Raw genomic sequence first — 15,005 nt, 5'->3', positions numbered from 1 at the left:
GTGGACGCCGCCGCCCGCCTGACCGCCCTCGTCGACGCCCTGGCCGGGGAGCCCGGGGTGACCCCACCGGACACCGCCGGGCCCCGCCGGTTCGGGTCACGCACGCTCACGGTCCACGGGGCGACGTTCGCGATGGTGGTGGGCGGTGCCCTGGTGCTGAAGGTCCCCGAGGCCCGGGTGACCGCGTTGCTCGCCGATGGCACCGGCCGACCGTTCGGCACGGACGCGGGACGGCCCTACCGGGAGTGGGTGTCCCTGCCCCAGGGCGAGCCGGCCACCGACCTGCCGCTGGCCCGCGAGGCGCTGGACTTCACCCGCACCGCGCGCCCCTGACCCGGCTTACCCCCACAGCCCGGTCAGCGGGAGGGTGAACCCGGGCAGCACGTCCCCGCCGTCGAGGGCGTCCGCGCCGCGCAGCACGCGTACGCCGTCCGGCCGGTACACCGTCACCGTGCGGGTCTCCGGGTCGACCACCCAGACCAGCCGCACCCCGGCGTCCAGCCAGGCCAACGCCTTCGCCGTGACGTCCGTGGCCCGGTCGGACGGGCTGACCACCTCGGCGACGAGGTCGGGCGCCAGCGGGATGAAGCCGGGCACGCGGGCCTCGGCCACCCGGTCGGACGCGATGAAGGCGACGTCGGGAGCGCGGACCGTGTCGGGGTCACGGCGGAGGAGGAAACCGGTCTCAGCGGTGAAGACGTCACCGAGGTCGCGGTCCTCCACGAAGGTCCCGACCCGGATCAGCAGGCGCGCCCCGGTGCTGCCGTGCCGACCGCCGGCCGGTGCCATGCTCAGCAGCACTCCTTCGACGAGTTCATGGCGCTTGCCCGCGTCGGGCAGCTCGACGAGCTGCTCGGCGGTCATCAGCGCGGGCTGCAGGGCCGGCGCAGTGGACATGGCGCCCAGCCTACGGCCGGTCAGCTCGGGTAGCGGCGGGCGAAGTCGCGAAACCGGCTGAGCCCGAAGTGCAGCGCGTAGGCCGCGAACGGGCGCACCAGCGGCCACGCCAGGCGGCCGAGGCGGCCCAGCGGCAGGTCGAGGTGCTCGGTCCACACCACCGTGGCGCCCGCGTTGCGGGGCACGACCTCGAACACGCCGGGGCCGCGCACCACCCGGCCGGTGTGCAGCACGTCGACCCGGCGCGGCGGGTCCCAGCCGGTGATCTCCAGGGTGTCCAGCAGGCCGGCGTGCCGGCCGTCGCCGGTCGGCACCCCGGTGCGCGCCTCGATCCGGCCGCCGACGCCGTGTGGGTCACCGCCGACGACCCGGACGTCGGTCAGCGGCATCCACTCACCCTGCCGCTCCCAGTCGACCAGCGCGCGCCACACCATCGGCACCGGCGCCTCGACGTCGACCGACACGCGTAGTTCAGGCATCCCCGTGACTCCCGTTCCCGCCGGCCCCGACGGGCGGCGCGTCCTCGGCACCGGGCGTGGCCCGCCCGGCCTCCTCCAGCCGGGCGCGCAGCGCCGCGACCTCCCCGTCGCGCTCCTCGAGCGCCCGGGCCAACTCCTCGAGCAGCCAGTCGACCTCGGTCATCCGGTAGCCCCGGACGGTCACCGACATGCGCACCCCGCGGACGTCGTCCGCCGTGACCGGCCGGTCGACCGGCAGCTCCAGCGGCGAGCGGTCCGCGTCGGCCGGCGGGGACGTCTCCCCACGGCCGAGCAGGACGGACCCGCCGAGGAACAGCAGCGCCCCCACGACCAGCACGGTGAGGACGACGACGACCGCGTCGAGCACCTCAGGCCCTCCCCACGGCGTGATCCCGCGCCGCGGTCCGCTCCTCGCTCGCGGGCGCTCGCTGCGATGCTCCCTCGGCTGTCCTCACGCGTCGCTCGGGGCGTCGTCGACCGGCACCGACCGCATGCCGCCGCCGTTGTCCCCGGCCGTCCGCGCCTCCTCGGCCGCCCGGATGATCCGCACGACCTCCTCGACGTCGTCGGTGACCCGGAACAGGTCCAGGTCGGTGTCCTTGATCGTCGCCGCGGGCACCATGGTCGTCCGCAGCCAGTCGACCAGCCCGGACCAGTACTCCGAGCCGAACAGCACCACGGGGAAGCGGGTCACCTTGCGGGTCTGCACCAGGGTGAGCGCCTCGAACAGCTCGTCGAGGGTGCCGAAGCCGCCGGGCAGGATGACGAAGGCCTGCGCGTACTTCACGAACATCGTCTTGCGGACGAAGAAGTAGCGGAACGCGATGCCGACGTCCACCCACTCGTTGAGCTCCTGCTCGAACGGCAGCTCGATGCCCAGACCGACCGACAGCCCGCCGGCCTCGGAGGCCCCGCGGTTGGCCGCCTCCATCGCGCCGGGCCCGCCACCGGTGATGACCGCGTACCCGGCGTCGGCCAGCGCCGCCCCGATCGCCACGCCCGAGGCGTAGTGCGGGTGGTCGCGGGGCGTGCGGGCGCTGCCGAAGACGCTGACCGCCTTGGGCAGCTCGGCCAGCAGCCCGAACCCCTCGACGAACTCGCTCTGGATGCGCAGCACCCGCCACGGGTCGGTGTGCACCCAGTCGGTGGGGCCGCGGCGGTCCAGCAGCCGCGCGTCGGTCGTCGTCCCCTGCAGGCGTGGGTCGGGCTCCCCGCCGCGCAGCATCACCGGCCCGCGGTGGCGGGTGGGCCGCGGCTTGCGGGCTCCGGCGGGCTCGGGGGTGGTGGTCATGCGGGCCTCCCGGACAGGTAGGCGACGAGCGCGTCCTCGGCCGGCTGCAGTCGCTCGACCAGCACGTGCTCCTCGCGGGTGTGGGCGAGCTGGGGGTCGCCGGGGCCGTAGTTGACGGCGGGGATGCCGAAGGCGGCGAACCGGGCCACGTCGGTCCAGCCGAGCTTCGCCCGGGCCGGGCGGCCGACGGCGGCGACGAAGGCCGCGGCCGCGGGCTCGGCCAGGCCGGGCAGCGCGCCGCCGGCGTTGTCGGTGACGGTGAGCGTGGCGCCGGCGGCGATCGCCTCGGCGAAGACCTCGCGGACGTGCGCCTCGGCGGCGTCCTCGTCGCGGTCGGGCGCGTAGCGGAAGTTGACCATCAGCGCGGCCTGGTCCGGGACGACGTTGCCGGCCACGCCCCCGGAGACGCCGACGGCGTTCAGGCCCTCGCGGTAGTGGCAGCCGTCGATCTGCACCTCGCGGGGTCGGTAGGCGGCCAGCGTGGCGAGCGGTCCGGCGAGCGCGTGGACGGCGTTGACACCCAGCCAGCTGCGCGCACTGTGCGCCCGCCTGCCGGTGGTCTCCAGCCGGGCGCGCAGGGTGCCCTGGCAGCCCGCCTCGATCTCGCCGTCGGTGGGCTCGAGCAGGATCGCCAGGTCGCCGTAGAGCCACCCCCGGCGCTCGCGGGCGACCCGGCCGAGGCCGTTCTTCACCGCCTCGACCTCCTCGTTGTCGTAGAAGAGGAAGGTGAGGTCGTGCGCGGGCGCGGCACCCGGGACGCCGAAGCGCCCGGCCAGCCGCAGCATGACCGCGTCGCCGGCCTTCATGTCGCTGGTGCCGCAGCCGTAGAGGCGGCCGGTGCCCTCGTCGAGCCGGCTGGGCACGTTGCCGGCGATCGGCACGGTGTCCAGGTGGCCGGCGAGGACGACGCGGGTGGGCCGGCCCAGGTCGGTCCGGGCGAGGACGGTGTTCCCCACCCGCTCGACCTCCAGCCCGCCGAGCCCCCGCAGCGCCGCCTCGACCGCGTCGGCCAGCGGGGCCTCGCCGCCGGACACCGACGGGGCGTCGACCAGCGCGCGGGTGAGCGCCAGCACGTCGGCGGCGGGGTCCAGCACGATCGGGGCACTCACGACGCCCGAGCCTACGGGCGGCGCACGGGGCGGGCCGCCGCAGCGCGCGGTCGGTTCCGCGCCGGTCGTCTCCGCTGGGTCGGCGCGGCGACCACCTGGTCCCCGGGAAGCTCGTGCTCTGCCCACTCCCGGTGGGCAGAGCACGAGCCTGCGCGGGGGACACCGTCCCGGCTCCGGACCACGCCGGGAGGCCGCGCCGGGCGCTGGGTAGCGTCGGCGCCGTGACCGCTCCCGCCTCGCGCTCCGCCGTCGCCGCCGGCCTGGCCACCCTGACCCCCGCGGGCACCGTGCTCGACACCTGGTACCCCGAGCCCCGCCTGGGCGCGCCCGAGGGCGCCCGCGGCGGCACCGAGCGGCTCGGCGCGCTGGAGATCGCCGGCGAGCTCGGCCCCGACTACGGCGGCCTGGTGCGCAGCGACGAGTCCCGCGGCGTCGAGGTGGTCGCCGTCCGCACGGTGATCGCCGACCTCGCCGCACCGCCGGCGGACGCCCACGACGTGTGGCTGCGGCTGCACCTGCTCTCGCACCGGCTGGTCACCCCGCGCAGCATCAGCATGGACGGCGTCTTCGGCCTGCTCAGCAACGTCGCGTGGACCAGCGCCGGCCCGGTCGAGGCGGCGACGTTCAACCCGCACCGGCTGCGCGCCGCGCACGGGCAGGTCACCGTGCACGGCGTCGACAAGTTCCCGCGGATGGTCGACTACGTCATCCCCTCCGGCGTCCGCGTCGCAGACGGCGACCGCGTGCGGCTGGGCGCCCACCTCGCCGAGGGGACGACGGTCATGCACGAGGGGTTCGTCAACTACAACGCCGGCACCCTGGGCCCCTCGATGGTCGAGGGCCGGATCAGCGCCGGCGTGGTGGTCGGCTCCGACAGCGACGTCGGCGGCGGCGCCTCGATCATGGGCACCCTCTCCGGCGGCGGCAGGGAGGTCGTCTCGATCGGCGCGCGCTGCCTGCTCGGCGCCAACGCCGGCATCGGCATCTCCCTGGGCGACGACTGCGTCGTCGAGGCCGGCTGCTACGTCACCGCCGGCGCCCGCGTCACCCTGCCCGACGGCTCGGTCGTCAAGGCCGCCGAGCTCTCCGGCCGCGACGGCCTGCTGTTCCGCCGCAACTCGGTCTCCGGCGCGCTGGAGGCGCTGCCCCGCACCGGGACCTGGGGCGAGCTGAACGCCGCCCTGCACGCCAACTGAGAGAGGACCCCCTCGCCCCCCGCCCCTCGCTCCGCTCGGCGCGGACCCCTGCGAGGGGGCCGTTCCAGCACCTCACCGGGCGGCGTCGAGGTGCTCGAGCAGCGCCACGACGAACTCCTGCGGGCGCTCGACGTGCGGGGAGTGGCCGACGCCGGGCAGCACGAGCTCGCGGTAGGACCCGCCGCCGGCCGCGTAGCAGTCCAGGAGGGCGCGGGTTTGGGTGACCATCGGCTGGGGTGGGCACACCTCGGGCCCCGGCCAGCCCGGCACCGCGCCGAGGGACCCCAGGTGGGCCAGGTCGAACAGCGAGGTGTCGGAGACGATGGCGTCGGCGTCGCCGCGGACCCACAGCACGGGTGGCTTGTGCGGCAGGCCGGCGATCCCGGACACGTCGAACACGGTGGGCGCCAGGGTGTTGAGCACGCCACGCTGCCCCGGCGCGGTGCCCGGCCAGGTGGCGGAGGGGGCGGCGTCGCCGGGGTAGTGGTCCTCCCCGGTGCGGGTGGACAGCATCGCCGCGACGTGCACGTCCTCCAGCTGCGGGTCCAGCGGCAGCGCGCCGGGTGCCACGTAGAAGGCGCGCAGCACCGACCGCGGGCTGGCCGGGGTGTCGGCGGTGGTGTCCCCGGCGGCCAGCGCCGCCACGAACGCCGGGTTGGCCGCGCCCGCGCCCGACCCGGCGCCGTCCTCGGACAGCCGCCGTCCCTCCGTGCCCGCCGTCCCGCCGAAGCCGTACGGGGAGACCGGCGCGACCAGTGCGATCGAGGCCACCCGTTCCGGCGCGTCGAGCAGGTACTGCAGCACGACACCGGCGCCCATGCTCCAGCCGACCAGGTGCACCCGCGCCAGGCCCAGGGTGTCGACCAGCGCGGCCACGTCGTCGGCCCAGTCGCGCACGCCGCGGCGTGCGTCGACCGGCAGCGGGTCGGTGTCACCGAAGCCGCGCAGGTCCACCGCCAGCGGCCGCACCGGACCGGTGTCGGCCAGCGCCAGCAGCGTCGGCTGCCAGAACAGCGACGAGCTGACGTTGCCGTGTACGAACAGCACGGCCTCCCCGGGACCGGCCGGCTGCGTCCCCTCGGGGTGCAGCACGGACTGGACCAGCCGCGGGGTGGCCACGCGGGTGGCGGCGATGCCGGGCAGCAGGACGTCGCTCATCGGGTCTCCTCGCAGTCGGGCGGCCCACGCTAGCGACGGACACCCCTCCGCGGCAGCGCCGCTCCACCGGCCTGCGCACCTACAGTCGACGTGGTGGGCACAGGCAGCGCGACGGCACGGCGGGGCACCCGTACGACGGCCTCCCGCCGTGCCCCGGCCCGCCGCCGGCCGCCGCGACGACGGGCACCGGCCGGGCGCGGGGGGCCGGGCGCGCCGGCCGCCTCGTGGCGCTCGTGGCTGCCGCTGGGCCTGGTCGGGCTCGTCGTCCTGGGGGTGGTCGTGCTGGTCCGCGGGATCGAGGGCCCGGACGGGACGGCGCTCACCGGCTCCTGCACCGTGGCCGGCACCGGCCGGACGCTGAGCGCCGAGCAGGCGTCCTCGGCCGCCACGATCGCCGCGGTCGGCCGCGCCCGCGGGCTGCCGGAGCGGGCGGTCGTCATCGCCCTGGCGACCGCCCAGCAGGAGTCGACGCTGCGCAACCTCGACTACGGCGACCGGGACTCCCTGGGCCTGTTCCAGCAGCGGCCCTCCCAGGGGTGGGGCACCCCGGAGCAGGTGACCGACCCGGTCTACGCGGCCGGCCGGTTTTACGACGGCCTGGTCGAGGTCCGCGACTGGCAGACCCGCCGGCTCACCGAGGCCGCGGACGCCGTGCAGCGCTCGGCCTTCCCGGAGGCCTACCAGCAGCACTCGGCGCTGGCCGAGGAGCTCACCGCGGCCCTCACCGCGGACGAACCCGGCCGGCTGACCTGCAGCTTCGAGCCGCGTGCTCCCGGCGGGCGGCTGAGCCAGCGGGTCACCGCGGTCGCCGCCGTGGTGGAGCGGGAGCTCGGCGCGACCACCACCGAGCGGTTCGGCGCCGTGGAGGTCGACCCGGCCGCCGGCTGGCCGACGGCGACCTGGGCGGTCGCGCAGGCCGAGCGGCTGGGGCTGGCGTCGGTGGCCTTCGCCGGCTCGGAGTGGACCCCCGGCGGCGGCTGGGCCGCCTCGGACGCCGGCCCGGACACGGTCCGGCTGACCCTGGCACGGTGAGCCTGCCGGCCGCGTCGGCCGGGTCGCGGGGTCCGCGTCGGGGCGGGCCGTGCTGCGGTCTCAGCCGCGTCCGACGGCGCCGGCCGGTTCCCGGTCGTGGCCGTGCTCGACCCGCTGCAGCGAGCTCCGCCGGATCGAGGCCAGCGCGGCCAGCCCGACCAGGCTCACCACGATGACGAAGAAGGCGGGCGCCAGCTCGTTGCCGGTGCGCTCGATGAGCCACACCGCCAGGTAGGGCGCGGTGCCGCCGGCCATGATCACGCCGAGGTTCCAGCCCATCGCCACCCCGGTGTAGCGCGAGCGCTGGTCGAACAGCAGGGGCAGCAGGGTGTAGGCGCCCACCTGCGCGCCGACGGTGTTCAGCATGATCACCAGGTAGGCGAGGGCGGCGACGGCCAGGCCGTCGTCCATCAGCGCCATCATCGGGTAGGTCAGCAGGAGGTAGCCGACGAACCCGATCTCGGCCAGTCGCACCCGGCCGATGCGGTCGCCGAGCAGCCCGCCGAGGGGCATGCACAGCGCCGAGATGCCGATGGCCGCGGTCGCGATCCAGTAGACCGGCGCCGGCTCGTACCCCAGCCGGGTGATCAGGTGGATGCTCAGGTAGGTCAGCCCGATGTAGGCGGTCCCGTTGGTGGCGGCGCTGATCGCGGTCGCCTGGGCCAGCGCCCGGGGCTGCCGGCGGAAGACGTGGCCGACCGGCGAGTGCTCCTGGTGGCCGCTGCCGCCGTCGTGGGTCTCCTCCACCCGCGTGCGGGCCCAGAGGCAGAACAGCGTCAGCGGGAGGGCCAGCAGGAAGGGCACCCGCCAGCCCCAGGAGTCCATCTGCGCGTCGGTGGTCAGCGCCGTGGTGGTGCCGGCCACCGCCGCGGCCAGCGCGAAGCCACCGGTCGACCCCAGCGGCGTGAAGGCCCCGTAGGTCGCCTTGAGGTGCCGCGGTGTCGACTCGGAGATGAAGGTGGCCGACCCACCGACCTCACCGCCGGCGGAGAAGCCCTGCAGCAGCCGCACCAGGACCAGCAGCACGGTCGCCCACACGCCCGCCTGGGCGTAGGTGGGCAGCACGCCCATCAGGGTGCTGCCCACGCCCATGCAGACCAGCGTGGCCAGCAGCGCCCGCTTGCGGCCGTACCGGTCCCCCAGGTGCCCGAAGACGATGCCGCCGAGCGGGCGGATGAGGTAGGCCGTGCCGAAGACGGCGAGCGCGGACAGCAGCGACACGACCGGGTCCTCGCTGGGGAAGAACAGCGGCGCGAGGACGACCGCCAGGTAGCCGTACAGGCTGAAGTCGTAGTACTCGATCAGCGTGCCGACCCCGCCGGCCAGCGCGGCCCGGCGGGTGCGGCGGCGGTCCGCGGTGGTCCAGGTGGCACCCGGCTGCACGGTCCGGTCGCTCATCGCGCCCTCCAGGTCCGGGCCGCGCCCGTGTCCGGTGACCTCCATCACAGGTGCTGCCCGGCGGGCTGTCAACCGCGGCGCCGGGGCCGCGGTCACCCGCCGGCGAGGACCAGGGCCAGCGCGAGGACGTCGTCGTCGGTGCGGCCGTGGTCCTGGGCGGTCCAGACCAGGCCGACGGCGGCGCTGACCAGCCCCCACGCCCGCACCCGCGCCGCCGGGACGCCCAGGCCGTCGGCGAGCAGCGCCACCCGCCGGTGCACCAGCCGGGGCAGGTCCGGGACGGTCGCCCACGCCCGCGGGGGGTTGTGCAGGGCCGTGCCGGCGTCCAGCGCCGGCTCGCCCCAGACCCCGTGCGGGTCGATGGCCAGCCACCCGGCGCCGTCGCGGAGCACGTTGGCGTGGTGCAGGTCGCCGTGGCACAGCACCGCGGGGGCGGCGGTGGCCAGCAGCCGCTCGAGGACGTCCGCGGCCCGCCCGGTGAGCCCGGGCGGCACCAGCGGCGACCCGGCGCGCAGCAGCGCCACCCGGTCGGCGCTGTCGCGGACACCGGCCGGCCGCGCCGCCCCGCCGGCGTGCAGCCGGCGGGCCACCGCGGCGAGGACCGGCAGTGCCTCCTCGTCGGGCAGGGCGCACAGGTCGGTGCCCGGCCGGGCGGCCTGCAGCAGCAGCGCGTCGGTGCCGTCGTCGTCCTGCCCGGCCAGCAGCCGCACCGCGCCCTGCCCGTCCCAGGCGGCCAGGGCGGCCGCCTCGGCGCCGAGGTCGCCGGACAGGCCCAGCTTGAGGACGACGGCCGAGCCGTCGTCCCGGACCGCGGGCGCCACCCAGTGGTAGGAGGCCGGGTAGGGCTCGCCGAGGGTCAGCCCCCAGCGGTCGGCGCACCGGGTCACGGCGTCGGGCAGCCCGGCGAGCCAGGTGCGCCCGGCCGCCCCGTGCACGTCGGCCACTGCCGCGGCCAGGGTGGCCGGGACGGTCACCGGAGTCATGCCGTCAGGCGCTCCACGGCGGCGTCGATGCGCTCGTCGGTGGCGGTGAGCGCCAGGCGGACGTGCCGCCCCCCGGCCGGGCCGTAGAAGGAGCCGGGGGCGGCGACGATGCCCAGGCCCGCCAGCCAGTCGATCGTCGTCCAGCAGTCCTCGTCGCGGGTCACCCACAGGTAGAGCCCGGCCGCGGAGTGGTCGATGCGGGCCCCGGCGGCCCGGACGGCGGGAGCCAGTCGGGCGCGGCGGGCGCGGTAGCGCTCCCGCTGCGCGTCGACGTGCGCGTCGTCGGCCAGCGCGGCGGCCATGGCGGCCTGCACGGGGGTGGGCACCAGCAGCCCGAGGTGCCGGCGCACCTCCCACACCTGACGGACCAGCTCCGGGTCGCCGGACAGCAGCCCCCCGCGGTAGCCCGCCGCGGTCGACTGCTTGGACAGCGAGTGCACCGCCAGCAGGCCGGTGTGGTCCGCCCCCGCGACCGCGGGGTGCAGCAGCGACCGCGGGGCGACGTCCCAGCCGAGCGTCGCGTAGCACTCGTCGGCCACGACCGGGACGCCGTGCGCTCGGCCCCAGGCGGCCCAGGCACGCAGCTCGTCGTCGGTCAGCACCCGGCCGTGCGGGTTGCCCGGGGAGTTCAGCCACACCAGGACCACGTCGGTGGCGTCGTCCGGCGGGGTGTCGGTGCGCCGCACGGCGAGCCCGGCCAGCACCGCGCCCACCTCGTAAGTCGGGTAGGCGACCTCCGGGATCAGCACCGTGCCGGCGCCGCGCAGCCCCAGCACGGTCGGCAGCAGCGCGACCAGCTCCTTGGACCCGACCGTGGGCACCACCGACGGGACGGAGCCCAGCGGGTCGGCCAGCCGGACGCCGAGCCGGCGCTGCAGCCACCCGGCCGCCGCCGTCCGCAGCTCGGCGGTGCCCAGGGCTGTCGGGTAGCCCGGCGCGTTGCCGGCGCCGGCGAGCGCGGCGGCGAGCAGTCCGGGGGTGTCGTCGACCGGGGTCCCGATCGAGAGGTCCACGACCCCGCCCGGGTGCCGGGCCGCCGTGGCGCGGGCCCCGGTGAGGGAGTCCCAGGGGAAGTCGGGCAGCCGGCCGGCCGCCGTCCCCGCGGCCGTGCCGGTCAGTGCCCCTCGCCCTGCGGCGGGAGCGCGGCGACCAGCGGGTGGTCCTTGCCGACCCGGCCGGTCTTCGCCGCGCCACCGGGGCTGCCCAGGTCGGAGAAGAACTCCACGTTGGCGTTGTAGAAGTCCTTCCACTTGTCCGGGACGTCGTCCTCGTAGTAGATGGCCTCCACCGGGCACACCGGCTCGCAGGCGCCGCAGTCGACGCACTCGTCGGGGTGGATGTAGAGCATCCGGTCGCCCTCGTAGATGCAGTCCACCGGACACTCGTCGATGCACGCCTTGTCGAGGACGTCGACGCAGGCCTGGGTGATGACGTAGGTCACGGTGGTTCCCTCCCGGGGACGTGCGGGGTCGCTCCACCGGCTGCGGAGCCGGTCGTTCCGGTCCTCAGTATGGCCCGTGGGGCCCGGCTGGGACGACGACGGGGGGCGTGGTGGACCCCACCGGGTGGGACGCGACCGGACGGCGCAGGATGACCGACCGTGGGACAGCGCCGGTCACCCCTGGACGTCGCCGACCTCGAGCGGCTGGCCGCCCGCGGCTGGCGGGCTCCCGAGGAGGGCTCCCTGGGCGACTGGCTGCTGCGCGCCGGCGGCGGCTTCACCGGCCGGGCCAACTCCGCCCTGGTCGTGGGCGACCCCGGGCGGCCCCTGCCCGACGCCGTGGACGCCGTGACCCGCTGGTACCGGGACCGCGACCTGCGCCCGGCCGCGATGCTGGCCGGCCGGCAGGCCCGCGGCGCCGACGCGGCGTTCGCCGCGGCCGGGTGGGAGCGCGACGAGGACGTGCTGGTGCTGACGGCCCCGCTGGACCCGCCCGCTGCCGCCGACGGCGTACCGGTGGCCCTCTCCCCCGAGCCGGACGACGCCTGGCTGGCCGGCTACCGCCACCGCGGCGGGCCGCTGCCGCCGACGGCCCGCGCGGTGCTGACCAACGCCGAGGACGTCGCCTTCGCCGCGGTGCGCCGGGACCCCCCGCCGGCCCCGCTCGCCGCGGTCGGCCGCGGGGTGGTCGACGACGGGTGGCTGGGGGTCGCCGCGGTCACCGTCGACGAGCGGCACCGCCGGCAGGGGCTGGCGACCGCGGTCATGGCCGCGCTGCAGCGCTGGGGGGCCGGCCGCGGGGCCCGCTGGCTGTACCTGCAGGTCGCGGCGTCCAACGCGCCGGCGCGGGAGCTCTACCGGCGGGCCGGGCTCATCGAGCACCACCGCTACCACTACCGGCGGGCGCCGGGCTGAGGCCGTCCCGGGGCGCGGCCAGTACCCTCCCGACGGCGAAGGACGCGGCCACCACCCCGGCGAGCAGGAAGGCCAGACTGACGACGCCGAGGCCGCCCGTACCGGTGACCAGCAGGTCGCCCTCGGGCCGCCGGATGCTGCCGCCCACGGCGACCACCAGCCAGACCAGCGCGGGCAGCACCGCCGCCGGCCGGGAGCCGGTGAGCCGCGCGGCCAGCCCGACGAGCAGCAGGTTGCCGGCGACCGCGGCGGCCACCGACACCGGCACCAGCACGCCGGCGACGCGCAGCGGCAGCCAGAAGACCTCCACCAGCGCCAGCCAGAGGGCCAGGACGACGACCAGCAGGCCCGCCCCCACCCGCCGGATCACGCGTCCAGGCCGGCGAACAGGTCGTCCTCCCAGCCGTCGGCCGTGCCCCGCTCCCCGCGCACCAGCCGGTAGTACTCGGTGCCGAGCACCTCCTGGCCCAGGTTGTTCGACAGCGCGAAGAACGGGCCGTCGACGGTGATCTGGGTGGCGTGCGCCCGCATGGCCGCCTCCTTCGCGCCCGCGTGCGCCCGCCCGTCGACCGCGGCGGCGACCAGCTCGTCCGGGACGACGAAGGGGACGTCGTCCACCTCGCCGAGCGACGCGAACGGCGAGTCCTGCCCCTGCGCGGTCATCGCCTCGATGCCCCGGCGCATGACCGAGCGCGGCACGCAGCACCAGTAGACCTTGGCCACGTCCCACGGCGGGCCGAGGTCCGGGCGGTAGCCGGGGTCGGCGGCGGCATCGACCGCGCCCATGGCGACGCGGTGGGCCTGGATGTGGTCGGGGTGGCCGTAGCCGCCGTTCTCGTCGTAGGTGACCAGCACCTGCGGCCGGACCTCGCGGACCACGGCCACGGCGTGCGCCACCGCCTCGTCGAGGTCGGCGTTCCAGAACGCCCGCGGCGCCGCGTTGGCCGGGGTGCCCATCATCCCGGAGTCCCGGTAGCGGCCCGGGCCGCCGAGGAAGCGCCAGTCGGTGACGCCGAGGGCGTCCATCGCCGCCCGCAGCTCACCGATCCGGTAGCCGCCGAGCTGGTCGGCGTGCTCGGGGCCCAGCAGCGCCAGCTCGGGGACCAGCACCTCGCCCTCCTCGCCCAGGGTGCAGGTGAGCAGGGTGACCTGGGCGCCCTCGGCGACGTAGCGGGCCATGGTGGCCCCGTTGTTGATCGTCTCGTCGTCCGGGTGGGCGTGCACCAGCAGCAGGCGGCGGGAGGGCGTCACGCCGTCCATCCTCCCGCAGGCCGCCCGGGCCCGGACACGGAGCGGGAGGCCGGTGCCACGCACCGACCTCCCGCCCGCCGCAGGTCAGCTGGTGAAGCCGATGTCCTCGTACCGCTCGCTGGCGAAGCCCTGCGCGCCGAGGTTGGCCAGCCGGTCGGTGGCCGCGATGATGTCCGGCCGCTGGTACAGCGTCAGCGAGTGCACGATCTCCCAGATCTCCGCGTCGGCCTGGTTGGCCAGCTCGCGGGCCCGGGCCGGGTCCAGCTCCTGGGTGGCCTGGTCGAGCAGCTGGTCGATCTCCGGCGAGCCGACGCGGGCGAAGTTCTGCTGGATCTCCTCGCCCTGCGGCTCGGCGTAGATGGACTGACTCGAGCTGATCGGGAACGGCGTCCCGAGCCAGGCGAACACCGTCATGTCGTAGTTGCCGATGAGCACGTAGCTGTTGAAGAACTCGTTGGCCGCGACCGTCTCGATCTGCAGCTCGGCCCCGACCTGGGCCAGCATGCTCTGGATCAGCTGGGCCTCCTGCGCGCTGGCGGCCACGCCGGAGGGGATGACCATCCGGATGGACAGCGGCTGGCCGTCCTTGGTCCGGGTGCCCTCGCCCTCGCGGGTCCAGCCGGCCTCATCGAGTTGCGCGTTGGCCGCCGCGACGTCGGGCTCGGCGAGCTCCCCGGCGTTGCCCTGGTAGCCCTCCTGGTTGGTCATGAAGATGTGGTTGTCCAGCTTGGTGGTGTCCCCACCGAGCGGGCCGATCAGCGCATCGGCGATGGTCTGCCGGTCGATGGCCTTGGCCAGCGCCTGGCGGACGTTGACGTCGGAGAGCACCGGCGAGGTGCCGTTGATGGTGATGTGCCGGAAGTTCGGTCCGCCGGCGCGGCGGATGGCGATGCCCTCGGCGGACTGGGCGCGCTGCAGCTTGTTGACGTCCGCGGCGATCTCGATGAAGTCCAGCTCGCCGTTGAGCAGCGCGTCGATCTGCGCGTCGGACTCCAGGACCCGGTAGATGATCCGGTCCAGGAGCGCCGGCTCGCCCCACCAGTCGGGGTTGCGCTCCAGCGTGATGGTCTGCGCGTTGCGGTCGATGCCCTGCAGCCGGAACGGGCCGGCGGTGACCTGCGGCTGCTCGATCCAGCCGGTGTTGAACACCTCCGGGTCGGTGTTGGTCGACGCCGGGTACAGCGGGCTGTAGAGCGCCTGCCAGTCCGAATAGGGGTTGGCGAAGGTGACGACGGCCTGCTTGTCGCTCTCCCCCGGCTCGACGGACTCGATCTGGTCCCACCCGTTGCTGGAGGAGATGTTGTAGGCGGGGTTCGTCCCGTTGCTGGCCTGCCACTGGGCGACCATGTCCGCGGCGGTGATCGGGGTGCCGTCGGACCAGGTGGCGTCCGGGTTGATGTCGTAGGTGACCTGCTGGGGGTCCTGGCTGGTCAGCTCGATGCTGGTGAAGTAGTCCTCGGCCACGACCGGGGTCGCGTCGGCCTCGTAGTGGAACGCCGTCGGCATGAGCGCCTCGATGACGTCGGCGTTGTCGGCCAGGGTGCCGTCGAACTGGTAGTAGTTGAAGTTCGGCGGGATCTCGGTGAGGGCCCAGCGCAGGTCGCCGCCCTCGGTGAGCTCCGCGCGGTCCACCGGGTTGATCTCGTTCTCGGTGGCGGGCGCGGCCTCGCCGGTCCCGCCCCCGCCCTCGGTGGTCGTCCCACCGCCGCAGCCGGTGAGGATCAGCGTGACGGCGGTGCACGCAGCAGCCGCCCGCAACGGGCTTCTCAGTCTCAAGTGTCGCTCCCTGGTCGGTGCCCCCGCTGGTCGCGGGGGCGGTGGGGCATCTGCCCGTGTCGGTGGGCGACGGGTGCCC

17 protein-coding genes are annotated in these 15,005 nt (G+C 75.9%); 4 read left to right on the top strand and 13 right to left on the bottom strand.

Annotation, left to right across the window (positions count from 1 at the left end; genetic code table 11):
- Window positions 1-333, top strand: coding sequence for a TfoX/Sxy family protein (locus RTG05_RS04785; RefSeq protein WP_166527682.1), 333 nt, complete (start codon window positions 1-3; stop codon window positions 331-333).
- A 6-nt stretch (window positions 334-339) separates the two neighbouring features.
- Here RTG05_RS04785 and RTG05_RS04780 read toward each other — a convergent pair whose 3' ends face one another.
- From RTG05_RS04780 to dapE, 5 genes are all read right to left on the bottom strand, one after another.
- Complete coding sequence (locus tag RTG05_RS04780; protein WP_166527681.1) at window positions 340-897, bottom strand: Uma2 family endonuclease; 558 nt, start codon at window positions 895-897, stop codon at window positions 340-342.
- Between the two features lie 20 nt (window positions 898-917).
- Window positions 918-1,376, bottom strand: coding sequence for an SRPBCC family protein (locus RTG05_RS04775; RefSeq protein WP_166527680.1), 459 nt, complete (start codon window positions 1,374-1,376; stop codon window positions 918-920).
- Entirely contained in the window at window positions 1,369-1,743 is a 375-nt protein-coding gene (locus RTG05_RS04770) for a DivIVA domain-containing protein (protein ID WP_166527679.1), read from the bottom strand. Before RTG05_RS04770 ends, RTG05_RS04775 begins: the two co-directional genes overlap by 8 nt.
- Window positions 1,744-1,827: 84 nt before the next feature.
- On the bottom strand, window positions 1,828-2,667 hold the full coding sequence (locus RTG05_RS04765; protein ID WP_166527678.1) for an LOG family protein: 840 nt from the start codon (window positions 2,665-2,667) through the stop codon (window positions 1,828-1,830).
- Window positions 2,664-3,776 (bottom strand): succinyl-diaminopimelate desuccinylase, encoded by a 1,113-nt coding sequence (dapE, locus tag RTG05_RS04760; protein ID WP_166527677.1) that lies wholly within the window; start codon window positions 3,774-3,776, stop codon window positions 2,664-2,666. Before dapE ends, RTG05_RS04765 begins: the two co-directional genes overlap by 4 nt.
- A gap of 221 nt (window positions 3,777-3,997) precedes the next feature.
- On the opposite strand from dapE, the gene dapD reads away from it, so the two are divergent.
- A complete protein-coding gene (dapD, locus tag RTG05_RS04755; RefSeq protein ID WP_315912328.1) occupies window positions 3,998-4,972 on the top strand; it encodes a 2,3,4,5-tetrahydropyridine-2,6-dicarboxylate N-succinyltransferase in 975 nt (324 codons plus the stop codon).
- 72 nt (window positions 4,973-5,044) lie between these two features.
- Here the strand turns inward: dapD and RTG05_RS04750 are convergent, their stop codons facing one another.
- Window positions 5,045-6,130, bottom strand: coding sequence for an alpha/beta fold hydrolase (locus RTG05_RS04750; RefSeq protein ID WP_166527676.1), 1,086 nt, complete (start codon window positions 6,128-6,130; stop codon window positions 5,045-5,047).
- A gap of 93 nt (window positions 6,131-6,223) precedes the next feature.
- On the opposite strand from RTG05_RS04750, the gene RTG05_RS04745 reads away from it, so the two are divergent.
- On the top strand, window positions 6,224-7,162 hold the full coding sequence (locus tag RTG05_RS04745) for a hypothetical protein (protein ID WP_315912327.1): 939 nt from the start codon (window positions 6,224-6,226) through the stop codon (window positions 7,160-7,162).
- Window positions 7,163-7,222: 60 nt separating this feature from the next.
- Here the strand turns inward: RTG05_RS04745 and RTG05_RS04740 are convergent, their stop codons facing one another.
- The 4 genes from RTG05_RS04740 to fdxA form a co-directional block, all read right to left on the bottom strand.
- Window positions 7,223-8,560: an MFS transporter gene (locus RTG05_RS04740; RefSeq protein WP_166527675.1), complete on the bottom strand. Its 1,338-nt coding sequence runs from the start codon at window positions 8,558-8,560 to the stop codon at window positions 7,223-7,225.
- 92 nt (window positions 8,561-8,652) lie between these two features.
- Window positions 8,653-9,543: an aminoglycoside phosphotransferase family protein gene (locus RTG05_RS04735; RefSeq protein ID WP_166527674.1), complete on the bottom strand. Its 891-nt coding sequence runs from the start codon at window positions 9,541-9,543 to the stop codon at window positions 8,653-8,655.
- Window positions 9,540-10,625 carry a succinyldiaminopimelate transaminase gene (gene dapC / locus RTG05_RS04730; protein ID WP_396349634.1) on the bottom strand — a complete coding sequence of 362 codons (1,086 nt, stop codon included), beginning with the start codon at window positions 10,623-10,625 and terminating at the stop codon, window positions 9,540-9,542. Before dapC ends, RTG05_RS04735 begins: the two co-directional genes overlap by 4 nt.
- A gap of 32 nt (window positions 10,626-10,657) precedes the next feature.
- Complete coding sequence (gene fdxA / locus RTG05_RS04725; RefSeq protein ID WP_089404596.1) at window positions 10,658-10,984, bottom strand: ferredoxin; 327 nt, start codon at window positions 10,982-10,984, stop codon at window positions 10,658-10,660.
- A 159-nt stretch (window positions 10,985-11,143) separates the two neighbouring features.
- On the opposite strand from fdxA, the gene RTG05_RS04720 reads away from it, so the two are divergent.
- Window positions 11,144-11,899, top strand: a complete 756-nt coding sequence (locus RTG05_RS04720; RefSeq protein WP_315912326.1) for a GNAT family N-acetyltransferase — start codon at window positions 11,144-11,146, stop codon at window positions 11,897-11,899.
- On the opposite strand, the gene RTG05_RS04715 is transcribed toward RTG05_RS04720, so the two are convergent.
- The 3 genes from RTG05_RS04715 to RTG05_RS04705 form a co-directional block, all read right to left on the bottom strand.
- The gene (locus tag RTG05_RS04715) at window positions 11,856-12,269 is read right to left on the bottom strand and encodes a hypothetical protein (protein WP_166527673.1); all 414 of its coding nucleotides are present in this window, start codon (window positions 12,267-12,269) and stop codon (window positions 11,856-11,858) included. The genes RTG05_RS04720 and RTG05_RS04715 overlap by 44 nt on opposite strands.
- Window positions 12,266-13,150, bottom strand: a complete 885-nt coding sequence (gene mshB / locus RTG05_RS04710) for an N-acetyl-1-D-myo-inositol-2-amino-2-deoxy-alpha-D-glucopyranoside deacetylase (protein WP_208104796.1) — start codon at window positions 13,148-13,150, stop codon at window positions 12,266-12,268. The genes RTG05_RS04715 and mshB overlap by 4 nt, the downstream gene beginning before the upstream one ends.
- Before the next feature lie 84 nt (window positions 13,151-13,234).
- Window positions 13,235-14,926, bottom strand: a complete 1,692-nt coding sequence (locus tag RTG05_RS04705) for an ABC transporter family substrate-binding protein (RefSeq protein WP_166527671.1) — start codon at window positions 14,924-14,926, stop codon at window positions 13,235-13,237.
- Window positions 14,927-15,005 lie beyond the last annotated feature (79 nt).

The sequence above is a fragment of the Geodermatophilus sp. DSM 44513 genome (assembly GCF_032460525.1).
Classification (GTDB): Bacteria; Actinomycetota; Actinomycetes; order Mycobacteriales; family Geodermatophilaceae; genus Geodermatophilus.
The sequence above is the reverse complement of the archived record's forward strand: the minus strand, read 5'-3'. Positions and strand labels throughout refer to the sequence as shown.